Origin of the sequence: Streptomyces avidinii, from assembly GCF_045161815.1 — a bacterium.
GTDB classification, from domain to species: domain Bacteria; phylum Actinomycetota; class Actinomycetes; order Streptomycetales; family Streptomycetaceae; genus Streptomyces; species Streptomyces avidinii.
Genome location: NZ_CP108863.1, coordinates 4,607,300 through 4,624,069, shown reverse-complemented (window position 1 = coordinate 4,624,069; position 16,770 = coordinate 4,607,300). Strand labels below are relative to the sequence as shown.

The following is a 16,770-nucleotide window of genomic DNA, read 5'->3' as shown; positions in this document are numbered from 1 at the left end:
CCCCCGGACCCACCAGGACTCCCGGAGCTCCTAGAGCTCCTAGAGCTCCTTGAAGAACGCCTCCGCCGTGTGCAGGAAGAGGTCGTTCGCCTCGGTCTCACCGATCGTGACCCGCAGGCCCTCGCCCGCGAAGGGCCGGACCACCACACCGGCCTTCTCGCAGGCCCCCGCGAACTCCGCGGTCCGCTCCCCCAGCCGCATCCACACGAAATTCGCCTGCGTGTCCGGCACGGTCCAGCCCTGGGCGACCAGCGTCTCGTGGACCCGGGCGCGCTCGCTCACCAGCGCCCCGACACGGCCCATCAGCTCGTCCTCGGCACGCAGCGAGGCCACCGCCGCGTCCTGCGCGAGCTGGCTGACGCCGAAGGGCATCGCCGTCTTGCGCAGGGCCGCTGCCACCGGCTCGTGGGCCACCGCGAAGCCGACCCGCAGGCCGGCGAGCCCGTACGCCTTGGAGAACGTACGCAGCACGGCGACGTTCGGGCGAGCGCGGTAGAGCTCGATGCCGTCCGGTACGTCCGCGTCGCGCACGAACTCGCGGTAGGCCTCGTCCAGGACCACCAGGACGTCCGAGGGCACCTGGTCCAGGAAGCGCTCCAGCTCGGCGCGGCGCACGGCCGTACCGGTGGGGTTGTTCGGGTTGCAGACGAAGATCAGCCGGGTCCGGTCGGTGATCGCGGCGGCCATCGCGTCGAGGTCGTGCACGTCGCCGTCGGTCAGCGGAACCTGAACGGAGGTCGCGCCCGTGATCTGCGTGAGGATCGGGTACGCCTCGAAGGAGCGCCAGGCGTAGATCACCTCGTCGCCCGGGCCGGCCGTCGCCTGGATCAGCGACTGGGCCACACCGACCGAGCCGGTGCCCGTGGCGATGTGCTCGACCGGCACTCCGAAGCGCTCGGCGAGCTCGTTCACGAGGCCGGTGCAGGCCATGTCGGGGTACCGGTTGAAGTTCCCGGCGGCCGCGACCGCGGTCTCCAGCACGCCCCGCAGCGGCGGGTACGGGTTCTCGTTCGAGGACAGCTTGTACGCGACAGGCCCCCCGGCGGCAGCCGGCTTGCCGGGCTTGTATGTCGGAATGCCGTCCAGCTCGGCGCGCAGCTTCGGGCTCTTCTCGCTCACCGCAGGTCCTCCTCGACCGTCCCGTACGACGTCGCCGTCGACTCAATACTGCTCACCTTATGAGGATTCCGCCGTTCCGAGAATGGGGGCGCCTGGAATGCGGGGGAGCGCGCGCATATATGCGCGCGCCGGTGGCCTGCGCCGTGGCGCGCATCCCTCGTGCAGGTGAGTTGCGACCGGCCCGAGATCGCATCGTTTTGGCATGCCCGGACCCGACGACAAGCCCCACCATCACTCCGAGCGATCAAATGCCTTCATTTCCAAGGTCATTGGGGGTGGCGAACCATGCAGAAACGTGCCTGTCAACGCGTGCATATGCACGCGGACCACCCTCCCCACCGAGCCCTACTATCGGCTCGCCATGACAGCAGCAGGGAAGCATCAGGTGAGCCGGACCGAGACCACCCGGCGGGCCGCCGGCCGACAGGGCCGGGCCGGCATCAGGGACGTGGCCGCCGCGGCGGGCGTCTCCATCACAACCGTCTCCGACGCGCTCAATGGCAAGGGACGGCTGCCCGACGCCACCCGCCGCCACGTTCGCGAGGTGGCCGACCGCCTGGGCTACCGCCCGTCGGCCGCCGCCCGCACCCTCCGTACCGGCAAGTCCGGCCTCATCGGCCTGACCGTGACGACATACGGGGATGAACCTTTCACCTTCACCGAATTCGCCTACTTCGCCGAGATGGCCAGGGCCGCCACCTCCGCCGCGCTCGCCCGCGGCTACGCCCTGGTCATCCTCCCCGCCACCTCCCGCCACGACGTGTGGTCGAACGTCGCCCTCGACGGCACCGTCGTCATCGACCCCTCCGACCACGATCCCGTCGTCACCGAACTGGTCCGCCAAGGCCTGCCCGTGGTCTCCGACGGCCGCCCCGCAGGCTCCCTCCCCGTCACCGCCTGGGTCGACAACGACCACGAGGCCGCCGTACTCGGCCTCCTCGACCACCTCGCCGCCGCCGGCGCCCGCCGGATCGGGCTGCTGACCGGGACCACCACCGACACCTACACCCGGCTCTCCACCACCGCCTACCTCAACTGGTGCGAGCGCGTCGGCCAGGACCCCGTCTACGAGTCCTACCCCGCCCACGACCCGTGTGCGGGCGCCGTGGCCGCCGACCGGCTCCTCGCCCGCCCCGACCGGCCCGACGCGGTCTACGGGCTCTTCGACCCCAACGGCACCGACCTGCTCGCCGCCGCCCGGCGCTACGGCCTGCGTGTCCCCGAGGACCTGCTGCTCGTGTGCTGCAGCGAGTCCACCGTCTACGCCAACACCGAACCGCCCATCACCACCCTGTCCCTCAAACCGCGCCGCATCGGCACCGCCGTCGTGCAGCTGCTCATCGACGCGATCGAGGGAGTGGACACGGGGCGACCCGTCGAACAGGTCGTCCCGACCGAGCTCATCATCCGTACCTCGTCGCAGCGCAGGCAGCCACGCACGACCGTCAGCCCGCCCCGTTCTCCGGCACAGGACTAGACCGACAGACCGTCCGGTCGGCCTGTCCAAGGGCCGACCGAGGACAGTCCGACCACCGACCAAGGACCGGCCGAGGATTTCAGCAACACCGATATCGGGAGAAAGCGGTAGGAACGATCGGCTCCGCACAGGATTCACCACCCCTGGTGCGTCACAGAGCGCGAGCCGCATTCCTATGATGGGCGCACGACATCACGGACCCTCCTCCTCGGAGGTCAGGAGGGTCCGCAGGTGTACGGCAGCGCGACGGTGGTGGAGGGGTCGATGACTCAGGGGGCCGGTCAGGGACCCGCGATGCGGACGGACACGCTGCGGGACTTCCGGGTTCCAGTCACCGAACCCGCCCTGTACGCCGTATCCACCGGGCTGCCCGGCGAGGCGCCCGTCTACGGCGAGTACCCGGCGTACTACGAGAACGGCGCCGCGCCGAGTGTGCCCCCGCAGCCGGGGTACCCGCCGCAGGCGCCCGCGCACGTGCCGGCCGCGCCGCAGCAGCCCCCCGCGCCGCAGGCCCCGTACCCCGACACGCAGCTCCCCCTGCGCCCCGACGGCGAACCCGCGCACGCGATGACCCAGGGCGCCGACGAGGAGGACCCGGAGGGCTACACACCGACCTACCGGGACCTGCCCGTCATCGGCCGCGGCGCACTCGGCGGACCCGGCGACACCGTCCAGGTCCAGTACGTGCCCCAGGACCAGGCCGCCGGCCCCGGACCGCTCTACGTCGTCGGCGACGTCCACGGCTACCTCGACGAGCTCGTCACCGAACTCCAGGCCCAGAGCCTGATCGACGCCGAGCGCCGCTGGTCCGCGGGCAACGCCCGGCTCTGGTTCCTCGGCGACTTCACCGACCGCGGCCCCGACGGCATCGGCGTCATCGACCTCGTCATGCGGCTGTCCGCCGAGGCCGCCGCAGCCGGCGGCTATTGCAAGGCCCTTATGGGCAACCACGAGTTGCTGCTCATCGGCGCCAAGCGGTTCGGCGACACCCCCGTCGTCTCCGGTGCAGGCACCGCCACCTTCCAGGCCGCCTGGCTCCTCAACGGCGGCCAGCGCACCGACATGGAGCGCCTCCAGGACGTCCACCTGCAGTGGATGTCGCGCCTGGACGCGGCCGTCCTGGAGGAGGGCCACCTGCTGCTGCACTCCGACACCACGGCCTACCTCGACTACGGCGACTCCATCGAGGACGTCAACGACACCATCCACGAGCTCCTCAACCGCGGCGACGCCGACATCACCTGGGACCTCTTCCGGAAGTTCACCAAGCGCTTCGCCTTCCGCGACGAGGGCACCGGCCCGGCGGCCGTCCGCGAACTGCTCGACACCTACGGCGGCAGCCGCGTCGTCCACGGGCACAGCCCCATCCCGTACCTGCTCGGCGAAGTGGGCACGGAGGACGGCGACGAGTCCCGCGGCCCCGAGGCCGTGGACGGCCCGCACGTGTACGCGGAGGGGCTCGCCATCGCCATGGACGGCGGCGTGACAATGGCAGGCAAACTGCTTGTCGTACAACTCCCCCTGAGCGACTGAGAGCTTACGGAGAGGGGTATTTCCGGAAAGCCCCTGTCACGGCGTGGCGTGGGCGCTCTACCATCGCTCTATCCGTAGCAGGCTCTCCTCCGTTTGTGCCGGCGCCCGGGTCTACGCGGGCATACCGGCTTCTACGGAGCATCGGGGGATGCACATGACCAGCGCTCCGCACCTGCTGACCGAAGACCGGCCGGAGTTCGATCGGCTCGTCGACGAGGCTCTGCGCGCCGCGCACGAGCGGCCCGAACTCGCCACGCTCGGCGAACGACTGAACGCCGAACAGCTGCGCACCATGGCCCAGGGGGCCAGCGCCCTGCTGGCGGCCGCGGCCGCCGCCGAGTACGGCCACTACGTGAAGGTCCGTGAGGAACGGCGTGACGAGGTACTGACCGCGCCCGGTACGTCGGCGGACGAGGACGGCGGGCAGGGCAGCGGTGGCGGCGCGGGCGTCAGCGCCGTGGTCGCGGTGCTCGCGCCCGTCCTCGCGGGCACCGCCATGCTGATCTTCCTGCTCGTCGGCTACCTCCTGAAGATGATCGAGCCCGAACCGGCCTTCGCCGAAACCATGCTGACGGCGGGTTGGCTCTTCGGCGGGCTCACCGCGGTCGCCCTGCTCTTCGCCGTGATCGGACTACTGGTGACGGCCGTCCGCAACAGCGCGACCGAGGTGGTCGCGGACGAGACCGAGGCGATACCCGACGAGGTCGCACGGGCCCGTGAGGCCTGGCGGCACGCCCTTCTGGAGCGCGGCATCATGCCCTTCCTGCGGGACGCGCTGGCCGACCCGAGTGCGGGCCCGGGCTTTCCCACCCCCCGCACCCCGGCGGCGGGACGGATCCCCAACCTCGGATACAGCAGACCCGACTTCACGAGCCCGGGCTCCCCGTCGGAAACCCCGCGGCCCGGCTACACCCCTCCGGACTTCACGAGCCCGGACTTCGGCGGCCCGGAGCACGAGCGGGAGTGACGTACGGCATGTGGTCACCGCCCACGCGCCCGGGACACAGGACGGACCCGCGACTCCCCCCATGGGTCGCGGGTCCGTCCTGTGTCGCTCCCGCTCAGTCGGCGAGCGGCAGGTAGACGCGGCTGCCCGAAGCCGCGAACTCGGCGGACTTCTCGGCCATCCCCGCCTGGATCTCCTCGGCCTTCAGGTCACCACCGTGCTCACGGCGGATGTCCTGCGAGATCTTCATCGAGCAGAACTTCGGACCGCACATGGAGCAGAAGTGCGCGGTCTTGGCCGGCTCGGCCGGGAGGGTCTCGTCGTGGAACTCACGGGCCGTGTCCGGGTCGAGGGCCAGGTTGAACTGGTCCTCCCAGCGGAACTCGAACCGGGCGTCGGACAGGGCGTCGTCCCACTCCTGCGCGCCCGGGTGGCCCTTGGCCAGGTCCGCGGCGTGCGCCGCGATCTTGTACGTGATGACGCCGGTCTTGACGTCGTCGCGGTTCGGCAGGCCCAGGTGCTCCTTGGGCGTGACGTAGCAGAGCATCGCGGTGCCCCACCAAGCGATCATCGCGGCGCCGATGCCCGAGGTGATGTGGTCGTACGCGGGCGCGACGTCCGTGGTCAGCGGGCCGAGCGTGTAGAACGGCGCCTCCTCGCAGATCTCCTGCTGGAGGTCGATGTTCTCCTTGATCTTGTGCATCGGGACGTGGCCCGGGCCCTCGATCATCGTCTGGACGTTGTGCCGCTTGGCGATCGTGTTCAGCTCGCCCAGCGTCTTCAGCTCGGCGAACTGGGCCGCGTCGTTGGCGTCCGCGATCGAACCGGGGCGCAGGCCGTCGCCCAGGGAGTACGTGACGTCGTACGTCGCGAGGATGTCGCAGAGCTCCTCGAAGTTCGTGTAGAGGAAGTTCTCCTTGTGGTGGGCCAGGCACCACGCGGCCATGATCGAGCCGCCGCGCGAGACGATGCCGGTCTTGCGGCGGGCGGTCAGCGGCACGTAGGGCAGCAGCACGCCGGCGTGGACCGTCATGTAGTCGACGCCCTGCTCGGCCTGCTCGATGACCGTGTCCTTGTAGATCTCCCAGGTCAGGTCCTCGGCGCGACCGTCGACCTTCTCCAGCGCCTGGTAGAGCGGCACGGTGCCGATCGGGACGGGGGAGTTGCGCAGCACCCACTCGCGGGTGGTGTGGATGTTGCGGCCGGTCGAGAGGTCCATGACCGTGTCGGCGCCCCACTTGGTCGCCCAGGTCATCTTGTCGACCTCCTCCTCGATGGAGGAGGTGACCGCGGAGTTCCCGATGTTGGCGTTGACCTTCACCAGGAAGCGCTTGCCGATGATCATCGGCTCGATCTCGGGGTGGTTCACGTTCGCCGGAAGCACCGCGCGACCTGCGGCGATTTCCTCCCGAACGACCTCGGGGGAGACGTTCTCGCGGATCGCGACGTACTCCATCTCCGGGGTGATCTCACCGCGGCGGGCGTACGCGAGCTGCGTGACGGCGGCGCCGCCCCGGCCGCGGCGGGGCTGCCGGGGGCGGCCAGGGAAGACGGCGTCGAGGTTCTTGAGGCCGCCGCGCGGCGAGGTGTGCTTGATGCCGTCGTCCTCGGGGCGCACGGGGCGACCCGCGTACTCCTCGGTGTCACCGCGGCTGATGATCCAGTTCTCGCGCAGCGGCGCGAGGCCGCGGCGGACGTCGGTCTCGATCTGCGGGTCGGTGTACGGGCCGGACGTGTCGTAGAGCGTCACGTCCTTGCCGTTGGTGAGGTGGACCTGGCGGACCGGCACCCGGAGGTCGGGCCGGGAGCCCGCCAGGTATCCCTTGTGCCAGCCGGGCTGGCGCTCGGTCCGGTCGTCGGCGTCCTGGCTGACGGCAGGCGTGCGTGCATCCTGAGTGGTCATGAGACCTGATCTCCCTACGCCGGCATTACCCGGTAACAGGTTCGGCGGTCGACGCAGCCTCTTCCCGTACGCATCCGTGATGCTCGTACGGTGATCAGCGTCCTCTCAGCCCGGTGCTCCGAGCTCCCGCGTTGTGCAAAGGTGACCCCACGCTAGCGTCATCCATGGCGTGCTGAACAGTGGGCCCCCTCATCTCTTGCGATGATCTGCTGGTGACGCCCTCGCTGCAGCCCCCCACCGAGCCCACAGAGACCCGTGGCCACAACGGCCACGACGGCCACGAGCACGACGGCCACGAGCACGGGAGCCCCGGGCAGTCCGCCGGGCACTCGCCGGGGCAGCCCGACGGGCACTCCGGCGGTCATTCCGGTGGGCACTCCGGTGGGCACTCCGCGGGAGGGCATGCCCACGGCCACAGCCACAGCCACGGGCCGGCCGCCCCCGTCTCGAAGCACCTGCGCAAGGTCATCGCGGCCGTACTGATCCCCTTCGCGGCCGCCGTCTTCGTCGGCATGGCGGTGCTCTGGCCGGGCGGTGCCCCCGACCACGAGCGCAGCGGCGTGGGCTTCGACCGGCAGACCCAGCAGGGCGTGGTCACCTCGCTCGAACAGGTCGACTGCAAGTCCGTGAACGCCGCCCAGGTACCGACGACCGCGGCTCCTTCCACCCCCTCGGGCCGCCAGGCCCAGGCCGAGCAGACCGGCGAGTGCAAGAAGGCCACCGTCGAGGTCACCAGCGGCCCGGACAAGGGCCGCACCTTCGTGGAGATCGTCCAGCCGGGTGCACCACGGCAGTTGGAGGACGGCCAGGAGGTGGTGGTGGCGTACGCGCCGGACGCCCCGCGCGACCTCCAGTACTCGGTGATCGACGTGAACCGCAAGCTCCCGATGGCACTGCTGGCCGGCATCTTCGCCGTCGCGGTCGTCGTGGTCGGACGGATGCGCGGGCTGTTCGCGCTGATCGCGCTCGCGGTCAGCTTCGGCGTTCTGACCCTCTTCATCCTCCCGGCCATCCTGCAGGGTTCGAACCCGCTGGTGGTCGCGGTGATCGGGGCGAGCGCGATCATGCTGATCGCGCTCTACATGTGCCACGGGCTGACCGCCCGGACCTCGGTGGCCGTTCTCGGCACGCTCGTCTCGCTGTTGCTGATCGGGCTGCTCGGCTCGGGGTTCATCGACTGGGCGTTCCTCAGCGGCAACACCGATGACAACACCGGGCTGATCCACGGGCTGTACCCGGACATCGACATGAGCGGTTTGCTGCTCGCAGGTGTGATCATCGGATCGCTCGGCGTGCTCGACGACGTGACGGTCACCCAGACCTCGGCAGTGTGGGAACTGCGCCAGGCGGACCCCTCGATGGGGCCACGAGCCCTTTACCGGGCGGCCATCAGGATCGGCCGCGACCACATCGCCTCGGTGGTCAACACCCTGGTGCTGGCCTACGCGGGTGCCGCGCTGCCCCTGCTTCTGCTGTTCTCGATCGCGAACAGCAGCATGGGTTCGGTGGCCAACAGCGAGCTGGTGGCGGAAGAGATCGTACGGACCCTCGTGGGCTCGATCGGGCTGGTGGCCTCGGTCCCCGTGACGACGGCGCTGGCCGCGCTGGTGGTTTCTGCCGACCGACCGGGATCCCCGGCCGGCGTCCCGGCCGCAGGGCCGGTCCGCGGCCGGGGCCGGCGGCGCAAGCGCTGAAGGGTCAGCCGGCGTTCTGCTCGTTCTGATGCGATTCGGCGAGGATCTTGACGAGGGCCTCGTCGAGGTTCTCCTCGAAGTCGCCCAGGTTGCGCTCCTGTCCGAGCGGAACGATCCGGTCGGTGCGGTCGAGGAACGCGACGAGCGGCGCCGCGCTGGCCCGGAACAGGGCCCGGTCGCCGCCGACCTGGAGCCGGATGTGGACGTCGGACAGATCTTCGGGGTGGGTGGGGGCGATGTGCACATCGCCGTCACCGCATGGCTTGTTGATGCCGTCGAGGAGAAGTTCCCGGCCGAACGCCCAGGTCACGGGCGCATCTCCGGGAAGGTGGAAGGTCAGGCGGACTGCGTAGGGGTCGCGTGCGTCGTACCGGAGTTCCACCGGAATCCGGAACGAGAGCTCCTCGGAAACGAGGAAGCTCATCATGACCTCTGCCTGTACCGACTCGCGCATTGACTACCCCGCTGTAGTTGAAGTGGCCAGGAATGATCCCCCAGGACCCACTTGACAAGAGTGGTGGAAGCGGTAGCAGATCACAAGGAGTGAGTTTTCAGATACTGATAGAGAACGAGAGGGTGCTCAACAGCGCGCCTACTTCACTCCGTAGCCGATCGACTACATAGAGCAATCGTTCTTCTTGGTGGAGGGGTAGAGAAATAGCCATCGTTGCGGCCGTATCGCCGGCCGTAATGGGGATGGCGGCGCAGATGATGCCGAGGGCATATTCCTGGCGTTCGATCACAGGCTGCATTCGCCCGAGGGCGGCGATCCGGTTTTCCAGGGACCGCAGATCCCGCACCGTATAGGGGGTGATGGCCTCGACCGGATGGCGGTCGTAGTAGTCCCGGCGCGTCTCCTCGTCGAGTTGCCCGAGCAGGCACTGTCCGATGGCGTGCGCATGGCCGGTCGCACGGAAGTCGGCCCACTCCTCGCAGGCCGGGCTGGCCGGAGTGTCCGAGACACCCACGACCTCGATCTCACCCTCGCGGTAGACCGCGAAGTAGACGGGGGCCCCGACCGCGTCGCGGAAGTGCGCGAGGGAGTCGAGGATCATGCTGCGACGTTTCTGCTGTAGTCCCCCACCGGCGAGCCGACCCGCGGCCTCGCCCAGTACGAAGACTCCTCTCGCTCTGCGCAGATAGCCCTCGTGCGTCAGGGTGCGCAGCAGGTGGTACGCGGTGGGAAGCGGGAGCCCGGCCTCGCGCGCCAGCTGCTTCGCCGGGGCTCCCTCGCTATGGGACCCCGCCGCTTCGAGCAGCCTCAGCGCGCGCTGCACCGAACCGATCAGAGTCGGCACACCGGCATTGTGAACCGGAGACAAAGCTCACCCCCAGGCGTGGCGGCGAGCCGTTGGGGAGGCCCGCCCTGCGGGGGCCGCCCCCGCGCGTGCCGTGGCTCCTGGGGGTCGTACTCGGCGGCTCTTTTTCATCGCCGCAGGTCAGGGCGGCAGGTCGGAGCGGCGGTACCGGCTTTCGGTGCCCAGGGAACGGCACAGATTGCCACTCTATCCACCGATTCCGGGGATGTGAGCGGTTTGGCGAGTCACGTTCCCTCACCTGGCTCAATCCCGGAACCCCCCGGCCCGCTCCCGTCTACCACTCTCCGGAGGAGGACTTCGATCCGCTGCCGCTGAACTTCTTCACGACGAAGATCAGGCCGCCGACGAGGCCGACGAAGAGAAGCAGCTTGAAGACGAACCCGATCAGCGCGCCCAGGATGCTGGTGATCACACCGCCGAAGACGAAGAGCGCCAGCAACGGAACCGCGACCCACTTAACCCACCAGGGCATACCTGCGAATATCTGTCGGATGCCGTCCATGTCCTCGACCTCTTCCTCGTCCGTGACTTCCTGCTCCCGATGCTAGGAGTCCACGGACACGGATCGGGGCCCGCGAGCCCCCGGAGTCCCCTGATCCGCCCCTTAGGGGGATCAGGGCAGCGACCCTCATCCGCCCGTGCCGCTCAGCTCTCCGGCGGGGAGAACACCACCATCACCTTCAGGTCCTCGGTGATGTGATGGAACTTGTGCGGGACGCCGGCCGGGACGTAGACGACGCTGCCGCGCGCCACGGTCCCCGTCTCCTCTCCGACCGTGATCGAGGCCCGCCCGCTGACGACGAAGTACACCTCGTCCTGCCGGTGCGGCAGCTGCGGATCGGTCTGTCCGGCATCGAGCGCGTACAGCCCGACCGACATGTTCCGCTCGCGCAGGAACTGCAGATAGGCGCCGTCGTTGGCGGCCCGCTCCGCTTCGAGCTCGTCAAGCCGGAAGGCTTTCATCGTCGTTGCGCCCCTTGTACTCGATCGTTCCTTCGCATCCGCTGATCTGCGGATGTCCCACCGGGATCTTCTCTGCCACGATCAGACACATGACGAATTTCGTAGTCAAGACGCTCGCCAATGCGGCGGCCCTGGCCGTCGCCATCTGGCTTCTTTCCGGTATCACCCTCGACGACGGCAGCAGCATGGGCCGCCGGACACTCACCCTGATCCTTGTCGCACTGGTCTTCGGCCTGGTCAACCTGCTCGTCAAGCCGCTGGTGAAGCTGTTCTCACTGCCGCTGTTCGTCCTGACCCTGGGCCTGTTCACCCTCGTCGTGAACGCCCTGATGCTGCTGCTGACCTCCTGGCTGGCCACCCAGCTGGACCTCAGCTTCCACGTCGACGGCTTCTGGACCGCGATCCTCGGCGGCCTGATCATCTCCATCGTCTCCTGGGCCGTGAACATGGTCCTGCCCGAAAAGAACTGAACGGGCCGGGCATGTACCGCGTCTGCTTCGTCTGCACGGGCAACATATGCCGCTCCCCCATGGCCGAGTCCGTCTTCCGCGCCCACGTGGCGACGGCCGGGCTGGACGCCCTGGTCGAGGTGGACAGCGCCGGAACCGGCGGCTGGCACGAGGGGGACGGGGCCGATCCCCGCACCGTCGCCGTCCTGGAGGCGGCCGGCTACGAACAGGACCACCGGGCCCGCCAGTTCCGCTCCTCCTGGTTCGCCCGCCTGGACCTCGTCATCGCGCTCGACGCCGGGCACCAGCGGGACCTCCGGGCGCTCGCGCCCACTGCGCAGGACGCCGCAAAGGTGCGGCTGCTGCGGTCCTACGATCCGGCGGCCACGGCCGCGGAGACCGACGTACCGGATCCCTACTACGGGCCGCTCGACGGGTTCGAGGAGTGCCTGGAGCTGGTCGAGGCCGCGAGCCCCGGTCTACTGGATGCCGTACGTGATGCCATGAAGGAGCACACCGCGTGAACGACTACGCCCCCCAGGAGTCCGGACAGGCCGCCCTCGGCGACGGCACCCGGGCCGTCCGGGCCGGACTGCCCGAGGCCGTCAAGAACGAGCCGCCGCTGCCCGGGCCGGTCTTCGCCGCCCACTTCCACCTCCCGGGAGACGTCGAGGGCCCGTACGCCTACGGCCGCGACACCAACCCGACCTGGACCCTGCTGGAACGGGCCATCGGGGAACTGGAGGCTCCCGGCGAGGACGTCCACACCATCGTCTTCGCCTCCGGCATGGCGGCAGTCTCCGCCGTCCTCCTCTCCCAGGCGCACAACGGCGACACCGTGGTCCTGCCCGACGACGGCTACCAGGCGCTGCCCCTGCTGCGGGAGCAGCTGGAGGCCTACGGGATCCACGTACGCACCGCGCCGACCGGTGACGACGCCCAGCTCGCGGCCCTCGACGGGGCCCGGCTGCTGTGGATCGAGACCCCTTCCAATCCCGGCCTCGACGTGTGCGACGTACGCCGCCTCGTGGACGCGGCGCACGCCGGCGGGACCCTGGTCGCCGTCGACAACACCCTGGCCACCCCGCTCGGGCAGCGGCCCCTGGAGCTCGGGGCGGACTTCTCGGTGGCGAGCGGCACCAAGGGCCTCACCGGCCACGGGGACGTCCTGCTCGGCTACGTCGTCTGCCGCGATCCGGAGCTCGCCGCCCGCGTCCGGCGCTGGCGCAAGATCGTCGGCGCGATCCCGGGCCCCATGGAGGCCTGGCTCGCCCACCGCTCCCTCGCCACGATCCAGCTGCGCGCCCAGCGCCAGTGGGCCAACGCACTCGCCGTCGCCGAGGCGTTGACGCACCGCACCGACGTGAGCGGGCTGCGCTACCCGGGGCTGGCCACGGACCGCTCCCACAAGACGGCGGCCCGACAGATGCGCGGCTTCGGCTCGGTGGTCTCCTTCACGCTGCCCGACCGCGCGCACGCGGAGCGCTTCATGGCCGCCCTGCAGCTGGTCGAGGACGCCACGAGTTTCGGCGGGGTACGGTCCACCGCCGAGCGGCGCGGACGCTGGGGCGGCGACGCCGTGCCGGAGGGCTTCATCCGCTTCTCCGCGGGGGCCGAGGACACCGAGGATCTCGTCGCGGACGTGCTGCGCGCCCTCGACCACGCGGGCGCTTAGGAAGAGCGGTCCGAGCCTCCCCCCTGGTGGCTCGGACCGCCCCTGGTTCCGCGCGCGAAGAACCACGCGACAAGGCTAATTGACTCTGCGTCAGAGTCCAATCACGGTAACGACAGGGACCTATCTGCATATTTATAGTTGAAGGCCCCCACCGAGAGGTGCAGCGATGGACCTGACCCTGCTGCGCACCTTCGTCGCCGTCCACCGGGCCGGCTCGTTCACGCGCGCCGCCAGCCTCCTCGGACTGTCCCAGCCGGCTGTGACCTCGCAGATCCGCACGCTGGAGCGCCAGTTGGGGAGGCCCCTCTTCCACCGCCGGGCGCGTGGCGTCACTCCCACCGCCGTCGGTGACGAGCTGGCCCACAAGGCGGCCCCGCACCTCGACGCCCTGCTGCGGATCACCGAGGCCGAGCGGGAGGCCGCCGGCGCGTTACGCACGCTCCACGTCGCCGGACCTCCCGAGTTCCTGTGCCTGCGCGTACTCCCCGCCCTCGCACTCCTCGTCGGCCAGGGCCACACCCTGCGCGCCGCTCCACAGACCGACGCCGAGGCGACCCTCGACGGGCTCGCCGCGGGCCATCACGACCTCGTCGTCACCACCGCCCAGCCCCGGGGCGGTCTCTTCTCCGCCACCCCGCTGTGCGACGAGGAGCACGTCCTGGTGGCCGCGCCCTACTGGGCCGCACTCGTCGACAGGGACCGGCTGCGGGCGGAGGGCCCCACCGCCCTGGAGGGCATTCCGCTCGTCGAGGTCCACGAGAGCCTGCCGCTCGTCACCCGGTACTGGGCCGCCGTCTTCGACACCCGGCCCGACGCCCGGTCCCTGGCCGCCACCGTGGTCGTGCCCGACCTGCGGGCCGTACTGGAATGCGTCCGGGCCGGTGCCGGGCTCGCCGTCCTGCCCCGCTACCTGTGCCAGGAGGCACTCGACAGCGGTCGGATCGTCGCGCTGGCGGAGCCCGCGGTGCCGCCTCTGCGCACCTGGTTCCTGGTCGTACGGACCGGGAGTCTGGCCCTCGCCCACCTCTCGCGGGCTCACGACCGGCTGCTGGAAGCCGCCGTGCACTGGTGAGCCTGTTCTTTTCCGGCCCGTGGCGCGTTTCAGAAGCGGAGTGGCGGGCCACTCTTCTCCCATGACCGAACGTCCCGTGGTCAAACGCACCGCCCGCGCGATCCTGCTCGACGGTGACGACCTGATCCTCATCAAACGCACCAGGCCCGGCGTCGATCCGTACTGGCTCACCCCCGGCGGGGGAGTGGAGGCCTCGGACTCCACCGTCGTCGACGCTCTCCACCGGGAGGTCCACGAAGAACTCGGCGCGAAGATCACCGATGTGGTGCCCTGCTTCGTCGACACCGTCGAACACATCGCCGACGGCGGGGTGACCGGCGTGAAGGTGCAGCACTTCTTCGTCTGCCGCCTCGAATCCATGGACCCGAACCTCCGGCACGGCCCCGAGGTCGACCAGCCCGAGGGCGAGTACGAGATCGTCCGTGTGCCCTTCAGCCGGGTGGGCATCGCCGCCGTCCATCTCGTCCCGCTGTCCCTGCGGCACTACCTAGACGGCAACATCGAGGGTGTACGCGCCATGCACGCTCCCGACCTGGGCTGAGAGCGGGCTGAGACCGGCGGCTGCCGTCCGGTCTCAGCCGGCGATGCCCGCCAGCTCCTCGACCGCGTCGTGCCGGATCCGCTCGCAGGGAATGCCGATCCGCAGGAGCTCGTTCACCCCGTTGCGGATCATCGCGGGCGGACCCGAGATGAAGGCGTCGTACGAGCTCCACGGGCCGTGTTCGCCCACCGCCTGCGGCAGCTGGCCGGCCAGTCCGTCACCGACCACCGGGCGCACCGACAGCCACGGGTGCGAGCGCTGGAGTCCCAGCAGGGTGTCCTTGTCGTACAGGTCGCTGTCACTGCGGGCCCCGAAGAACACCTCCACCGGCCGCCGCTCACCGTGTTCGGCCACATCCTCGATCAGCGCCTTGATCGGAGCGATCCCGGTGCCCCCGCCGAGGCACAGCATGCCGTTGTCCGTGGAGTGGTCCACCACCATCGACCCGGCCGGCGGTCCCAGGCGCAGCACGTCCCCGGGGCGGGCGTGGCGCACCAGCGCGTTGGACACCCAGCCCGCGGGGACGGCCTTGACGTGGAAGGACAGCAGTCCATCGGCTCGCGGGGCCGAGGCGAAGGAGTAGTGCCGCCACACCCGCGGCCACCACGGGGTCTCCAGGCTCGCGTACTGGCCGGCCACGAAGGCGTAGGGCTGGTCGGGGCGGACGGTCAGCACCGCGATGTCCGGGGTGCGCAGATCGTGGGAGACCACCTCCGCGTGCCACCACGCGGGAGCCTTCACCTCGTCCTCCGCCGCCGCGTCGATCATGATCTGGGAGATCGCCGTGTACGCCCGCACCCACGCAGCCTGCGTCTCCGGGCACCAGCTGCTGTGCGCGTACCGGGCCAGCGCTCCGACGAGAGCCTCGCCCACAGCCGGATAGTGACCGGCCATGGTGCCGTACTTGCGGTGCCCCGTACCCAGTCGGCGAAGGTAGGGGACGAGTACGTCGGGGTTGTCGATGTGCTCGGCGGCGGTCAGCAGCGCCTTCAGCAGCCGGTCGCGCTGGACGTCCATGGCTGCGGGGAACATGCCGCGCACTTCCGGGTGCCCGGTGAACACCAGAGCGTAGAAGTACGAGGTGACCCTGTCGGCGACGGGGGCGATCTCCGCGAGGGTCCGGCGGATGAGCACGGCATCCGGCGAGGGCTCGGTCGCGCCGCCCCCGCCGGATATCCGGGCCGGTTCGCGTCTGGCCGATCTGGTGGGCGGAGCGTCCATGCGGTGCCTCGCTTCGAGCATCTCGGTCGGTCTGCACACGCCACGGCCTGTGAATCCGTGGTTCCGGGTTTTACAGCGTGCCAGCCGCCTCAGAGGCCTGCGGGGAAACGCGGAAAGTCCGCGTTTCGAACCCACTTTCCTCCTAAGATGCGTCAACTCCCGGGCGCGTCAGCCCTACAAGCTGGTATGCCTCGCGCAAATCCCGACCCTCGTACACATGGGTCGCCCGCTCGGCCAGGAAAGGCCGAGCATTGACCGCCACCGAGACCGGCACCACGTCGAACAGCATCGCGTCGGTCACCGAATCCCCGTACGCGACGCAGGCGCTCCGGCTCACACCGAACTCCGCGCAGAGTCGGTCCGCCACCCTGACCTTGCCCTCGGGCGTCAGGATCCCGGACTCCTCCACGGGCCGCGTGAAGGGCACCTCCGGGAAGACCGACCCGTGCGCGGCGTGCGCGCCCCATTCCAGCAGCAGCTCCACGAAGAAGGAGGGCGACAGGGAGATCACGGCGCAGTAGTCCCCGCGGTCCCGGATCTCCTGCCACACGTCCCGGATCCCGGTGAGCCAGGGAGCCCCGTCGAACGCGGCCCGCACATGGGCGGGGGTCAGCTCGGCCCACAGGGCGTGAGCGGCCACCGAGAACTGGTGCGGCCCCATCTTCTGCGCGCCGAAGGCCCGTTCCAGCTCGGCGATCTCGGCGCTCAGCCCGAGCTGCCGGGAGATCTCGACCGGCGCCGCCGAGCCGTACATCAGCGTCCCGTCGAGATCGAAGAGGTGCAGGAGAGTCATAGCCCATGAGGCTAGTCGGTCCGTTTCACGTGAAACACCGTGTTTCACGTGAAACAGCGTCCGGC

General features: G+C 69.9%; 17 protein-coding genes and 1 riboswitch. Of the genes, 9 read left to right on the top strand and 8 right to left on the bottom strand.

Going from position 1 to position 16,770, the window contains the following annotated elements:
- Positions 1 to 39: 39 nt before the first annotated feature.
- The gene (gene hisC, locus OG373_RS20640) at positions 40 to 1,119 is read right to left on the bottom strand and encodes a histidinol-phosphate transaminase (protein ID WP_405439579.1); all 1,080 of its coding nucleotides are present in this window, start codon (positions 1,117 to 1,119) and stop codon (positions 40 to 42) included.
- Between the two features lie 361 nt (positions 1,120 to 1,480).
- On the opposite strand from hisC, the gene OG373_RS20635 reads away from it, so the two are divergent.
- From OG373_RS20635 to OG373_RS20625, 3 genes are all read left to right on the top strand, one after another.
- Positions 1,481 to 2,596: a LacI family DNA-binding transcriptional regulator gene (locus OG373_RS20635; RefSeq protein ID WP_030028209.1), complete on the top strand. Its 1,116-nt coding sequence runs from the start codon at positions 1,481 to 1,483 to the stop codon at positions 2,594 to 2,596.
- 249 nt (positions 2,597 to 2,845) lie between these two features.
- Positions 2,846 to 4,129 carry a metallophosphoesterase gene (locus OG373_RS20630; RefSeq protein ID WP_405444134.1) on the top strand — a complete coding sequence of 428 codons (1,284 nt, stop codon included), beginning with the start codon at positions 2,846 to 2,848 and terminating at the stop codon, positions 4,127 to 4,129.
- A 148-nt stretch (positions 4,130 to 4,277) separates the two neighbouring features.
- The gene (locus OG373_RS20625) at positions 4,278 to 5,096 is read left to right on the top strand and encodes a hypothetical protein (protein ID WP_405439578.1); all 819 of its coding nucleotides are present in this window, start codon (positions 4,278 to 4,280) and stop codon (positions 5,094 to 5,096) included.
- A gap of 94 nt (positions 5,097 to 5,190) precedes the next feature.
- Here the strand turns inward: OG373_RS20625 and thiC are convergent, their stop codons facing one another.
- Positions 5,191 to 6,978 carry a phosphomethylpyrimidine synthase ThiC gene (gene thiC, locus OG373_RS20620; protein ID WP_405439577.1) on the bottom strand — a complete coding sequence of 596 codons (1,788 nt, stop codon included), beginning with the start codon at positions 6,976 to 6,978 and terminating at the stop codon, positions 5,191 to 5,193.
- Positions 6,973 to 7,118: riboswitch (TPP riboswitch) on the bottom strand. It overlaps the preceding gene by 6 nt.
- Before the next feature lie 72 nt (positions 7,119 to 7,190).
- Between thiC and OG373_RS20615 the strand changes: the two genes are divergently transcribed.
- Positions 7,191 to 8,672 (top strand): YibE/F family protein, encoded by a 1,482-nt coding sequence (locus OG373_RS20615; RefSeq protein ID WP_405439576.1) that lies wholly within the window; start codon positions 7,191 to 7,193, stop codon positions 8,670 to 8,672.
- 4 nt (positions 8,673 to 8,676) lie between these two features.
- Here the strand turns inward: OG373_RS20615 and OG373_RS20610 are convergent, their stop codons facing one another.
- The 4 genes from OG373_RS20610 to OG373_RS20595 all read right to left on the bottom strand — a co-directional run bounded on the left by OG373_RS20610 (position 8,677) and on the right by OG373_RS20595 (position 10,954).
- The gene (locus OG373_RS20610; protein ID WP_030383960.1) at positions 8,677 to 9,126 is read right to left on the bottom strand and encodes an SsgA family sporulation/cell division regulator; all 450 of its coding nucleotides are present in this window, start codon (positions 9,124 to 9,126) and stop codon (positions 8,677 to 8,679) included.
- Positions 9,127 to 9,223: 97 nt separating this feature from the next.
- The gene (locus OG373_RS20605) at positions 9,224 to 9,970 is read right to left on the bottom strand and encodes an IclR family transcriptional regulator (RefSeq protein ID WP_405439575.1); all 747 of its coding nucleotides are present in this window, start codon (positions 9,968 to 9,970) and stop codon (positions 9,224 to 9,226) included.
- A gap of 295 nt (positions 9,971 to 10,265) precedes the next feature.
- Positions 10,266 to 10,493 carry a DUF5326 family protein gene (locus OG373_RS20600; protein ID WP_397732788.1) on the bottom strand — a complete coding sequence of 76 codons (228 nt, stop codon included), beginning with the start codon at positions 10,491 to 10,493 and terminating at the stop codon, positions 10,266 to 10,268.
- Between the two features lie 143 nt (positions 10,494 to 10,636).
- Positions 10,637 to 10,954: a cupin domain-containing protein gene (locus OG373_RS20595; RefSeq protein ID WP_405439574.1), complete on the bottom strand. Its 318-nt coding sequence runs from the start codon at positions 10,952 to 10,954 to the stop codon at positions 10,637 to 10,639.
- Between the two features lie 89 nt (positions 10,955 to 11,043).
- On the opposite strand from OG373_RS20595, the gene OG373_RS20590 reads away from it, so the two are divergent.
- The 5 genes from OG373_RS20590 (at position 11,044) to OG373_RS20570 (ending at position 14,691) form a co-directional block, all read left to right on the top strand.
- Positions 11,044 to 11,424 (top strand): phage holin family protein, encoded by a 381-nt coding sequence (locus tag OG373_RS20590; protein ID WP_405439573.1) that lies wholly within the window; start codon positions 11,044 to 11,046, stop codon positions 11,422 to 11,424.
- Positions 11,425 to 11,435: 11 nt separating this feature from the next.
- Complete coding sequence (locus OG373_RS20585; RefSeq protein WP_405439572.1) at positions 11,436 to 11,927, top strand: low molecular weight protein-tyrosine-phosphatase; 492 nt, start codon at positions 11,436 to 11,438, stop codon at positions 11,925 to 11,927.
- Entirely contained in the window at positions 11,924 to 13,078 is a 1,155-nt protein-coding gene (locus tag OG373_RS20580; protein ID WP_405439571.1) for a cystathionine gamma-lyase, read from the top strand. The genes OG373_RS20585 and OG373_RS20580 overlap by 4 nt, the downstream gene beginning before the upstream one ends.
- Positions 13,079 to 13,244: 166 nt before the next feature.
- Complete coding sequence (locus tag OG373_RS20575; protein WP_405439570.1) at positions 13,245 to 14,150, top strand: LysR family transcriptional regulator; 906 nt, start codon at positions 13,245 to 13,247, stop codon at positions 14,148 to 14,150.
- A gap of 61 nt (positions 14,151 to 14,211) precedes the next feature.
- A complete protein-coding gene (locus OG373_RS20570; RefSeq protein WP_405439569.1) occupies positions 14,212 to 14,691 on the top strand; it encodes an NUDIX domain-containing protein in 480 nt (159 codons plus the stop codon).
- A 33-nt stretch (positions 14,692 to 14,724) separates the two neighbouring features.
- Here the strand turns inward: OG373_RS20570 and OG373_RS20565 are convergent, their stop codons facing one another.
- Both OG373_RS20565 and OG373_RS20560 read right to left on the bottom strand, forming a co-directional pair.
- Complete coding sequence (locus OG373_RS20565) at positions 14,725 to 15,933, bottom strand: globin domain-containing protein (RefSeq protein WP_405439568.1); 1,209 nt, start codon at positions 15,931 to 15,933, stop codon at positions 14,725 to 14,727.
- A gap of 121 nt (positions 15,934 to 16,054) precedes the next feature.
- Positions 16,055 to 16,705, bottom strand: coding sequence for an HAD family hydrolase (locus OG373_RS20560; protein WP_405439567.1), 651 nt, complete (start codon positions 16,703 to 16,705; stop codon positions 16,055 to 16,057).
- Between the last annotated feature and the right edge of the window lie 65 nt (positions 16,706 to 16,770).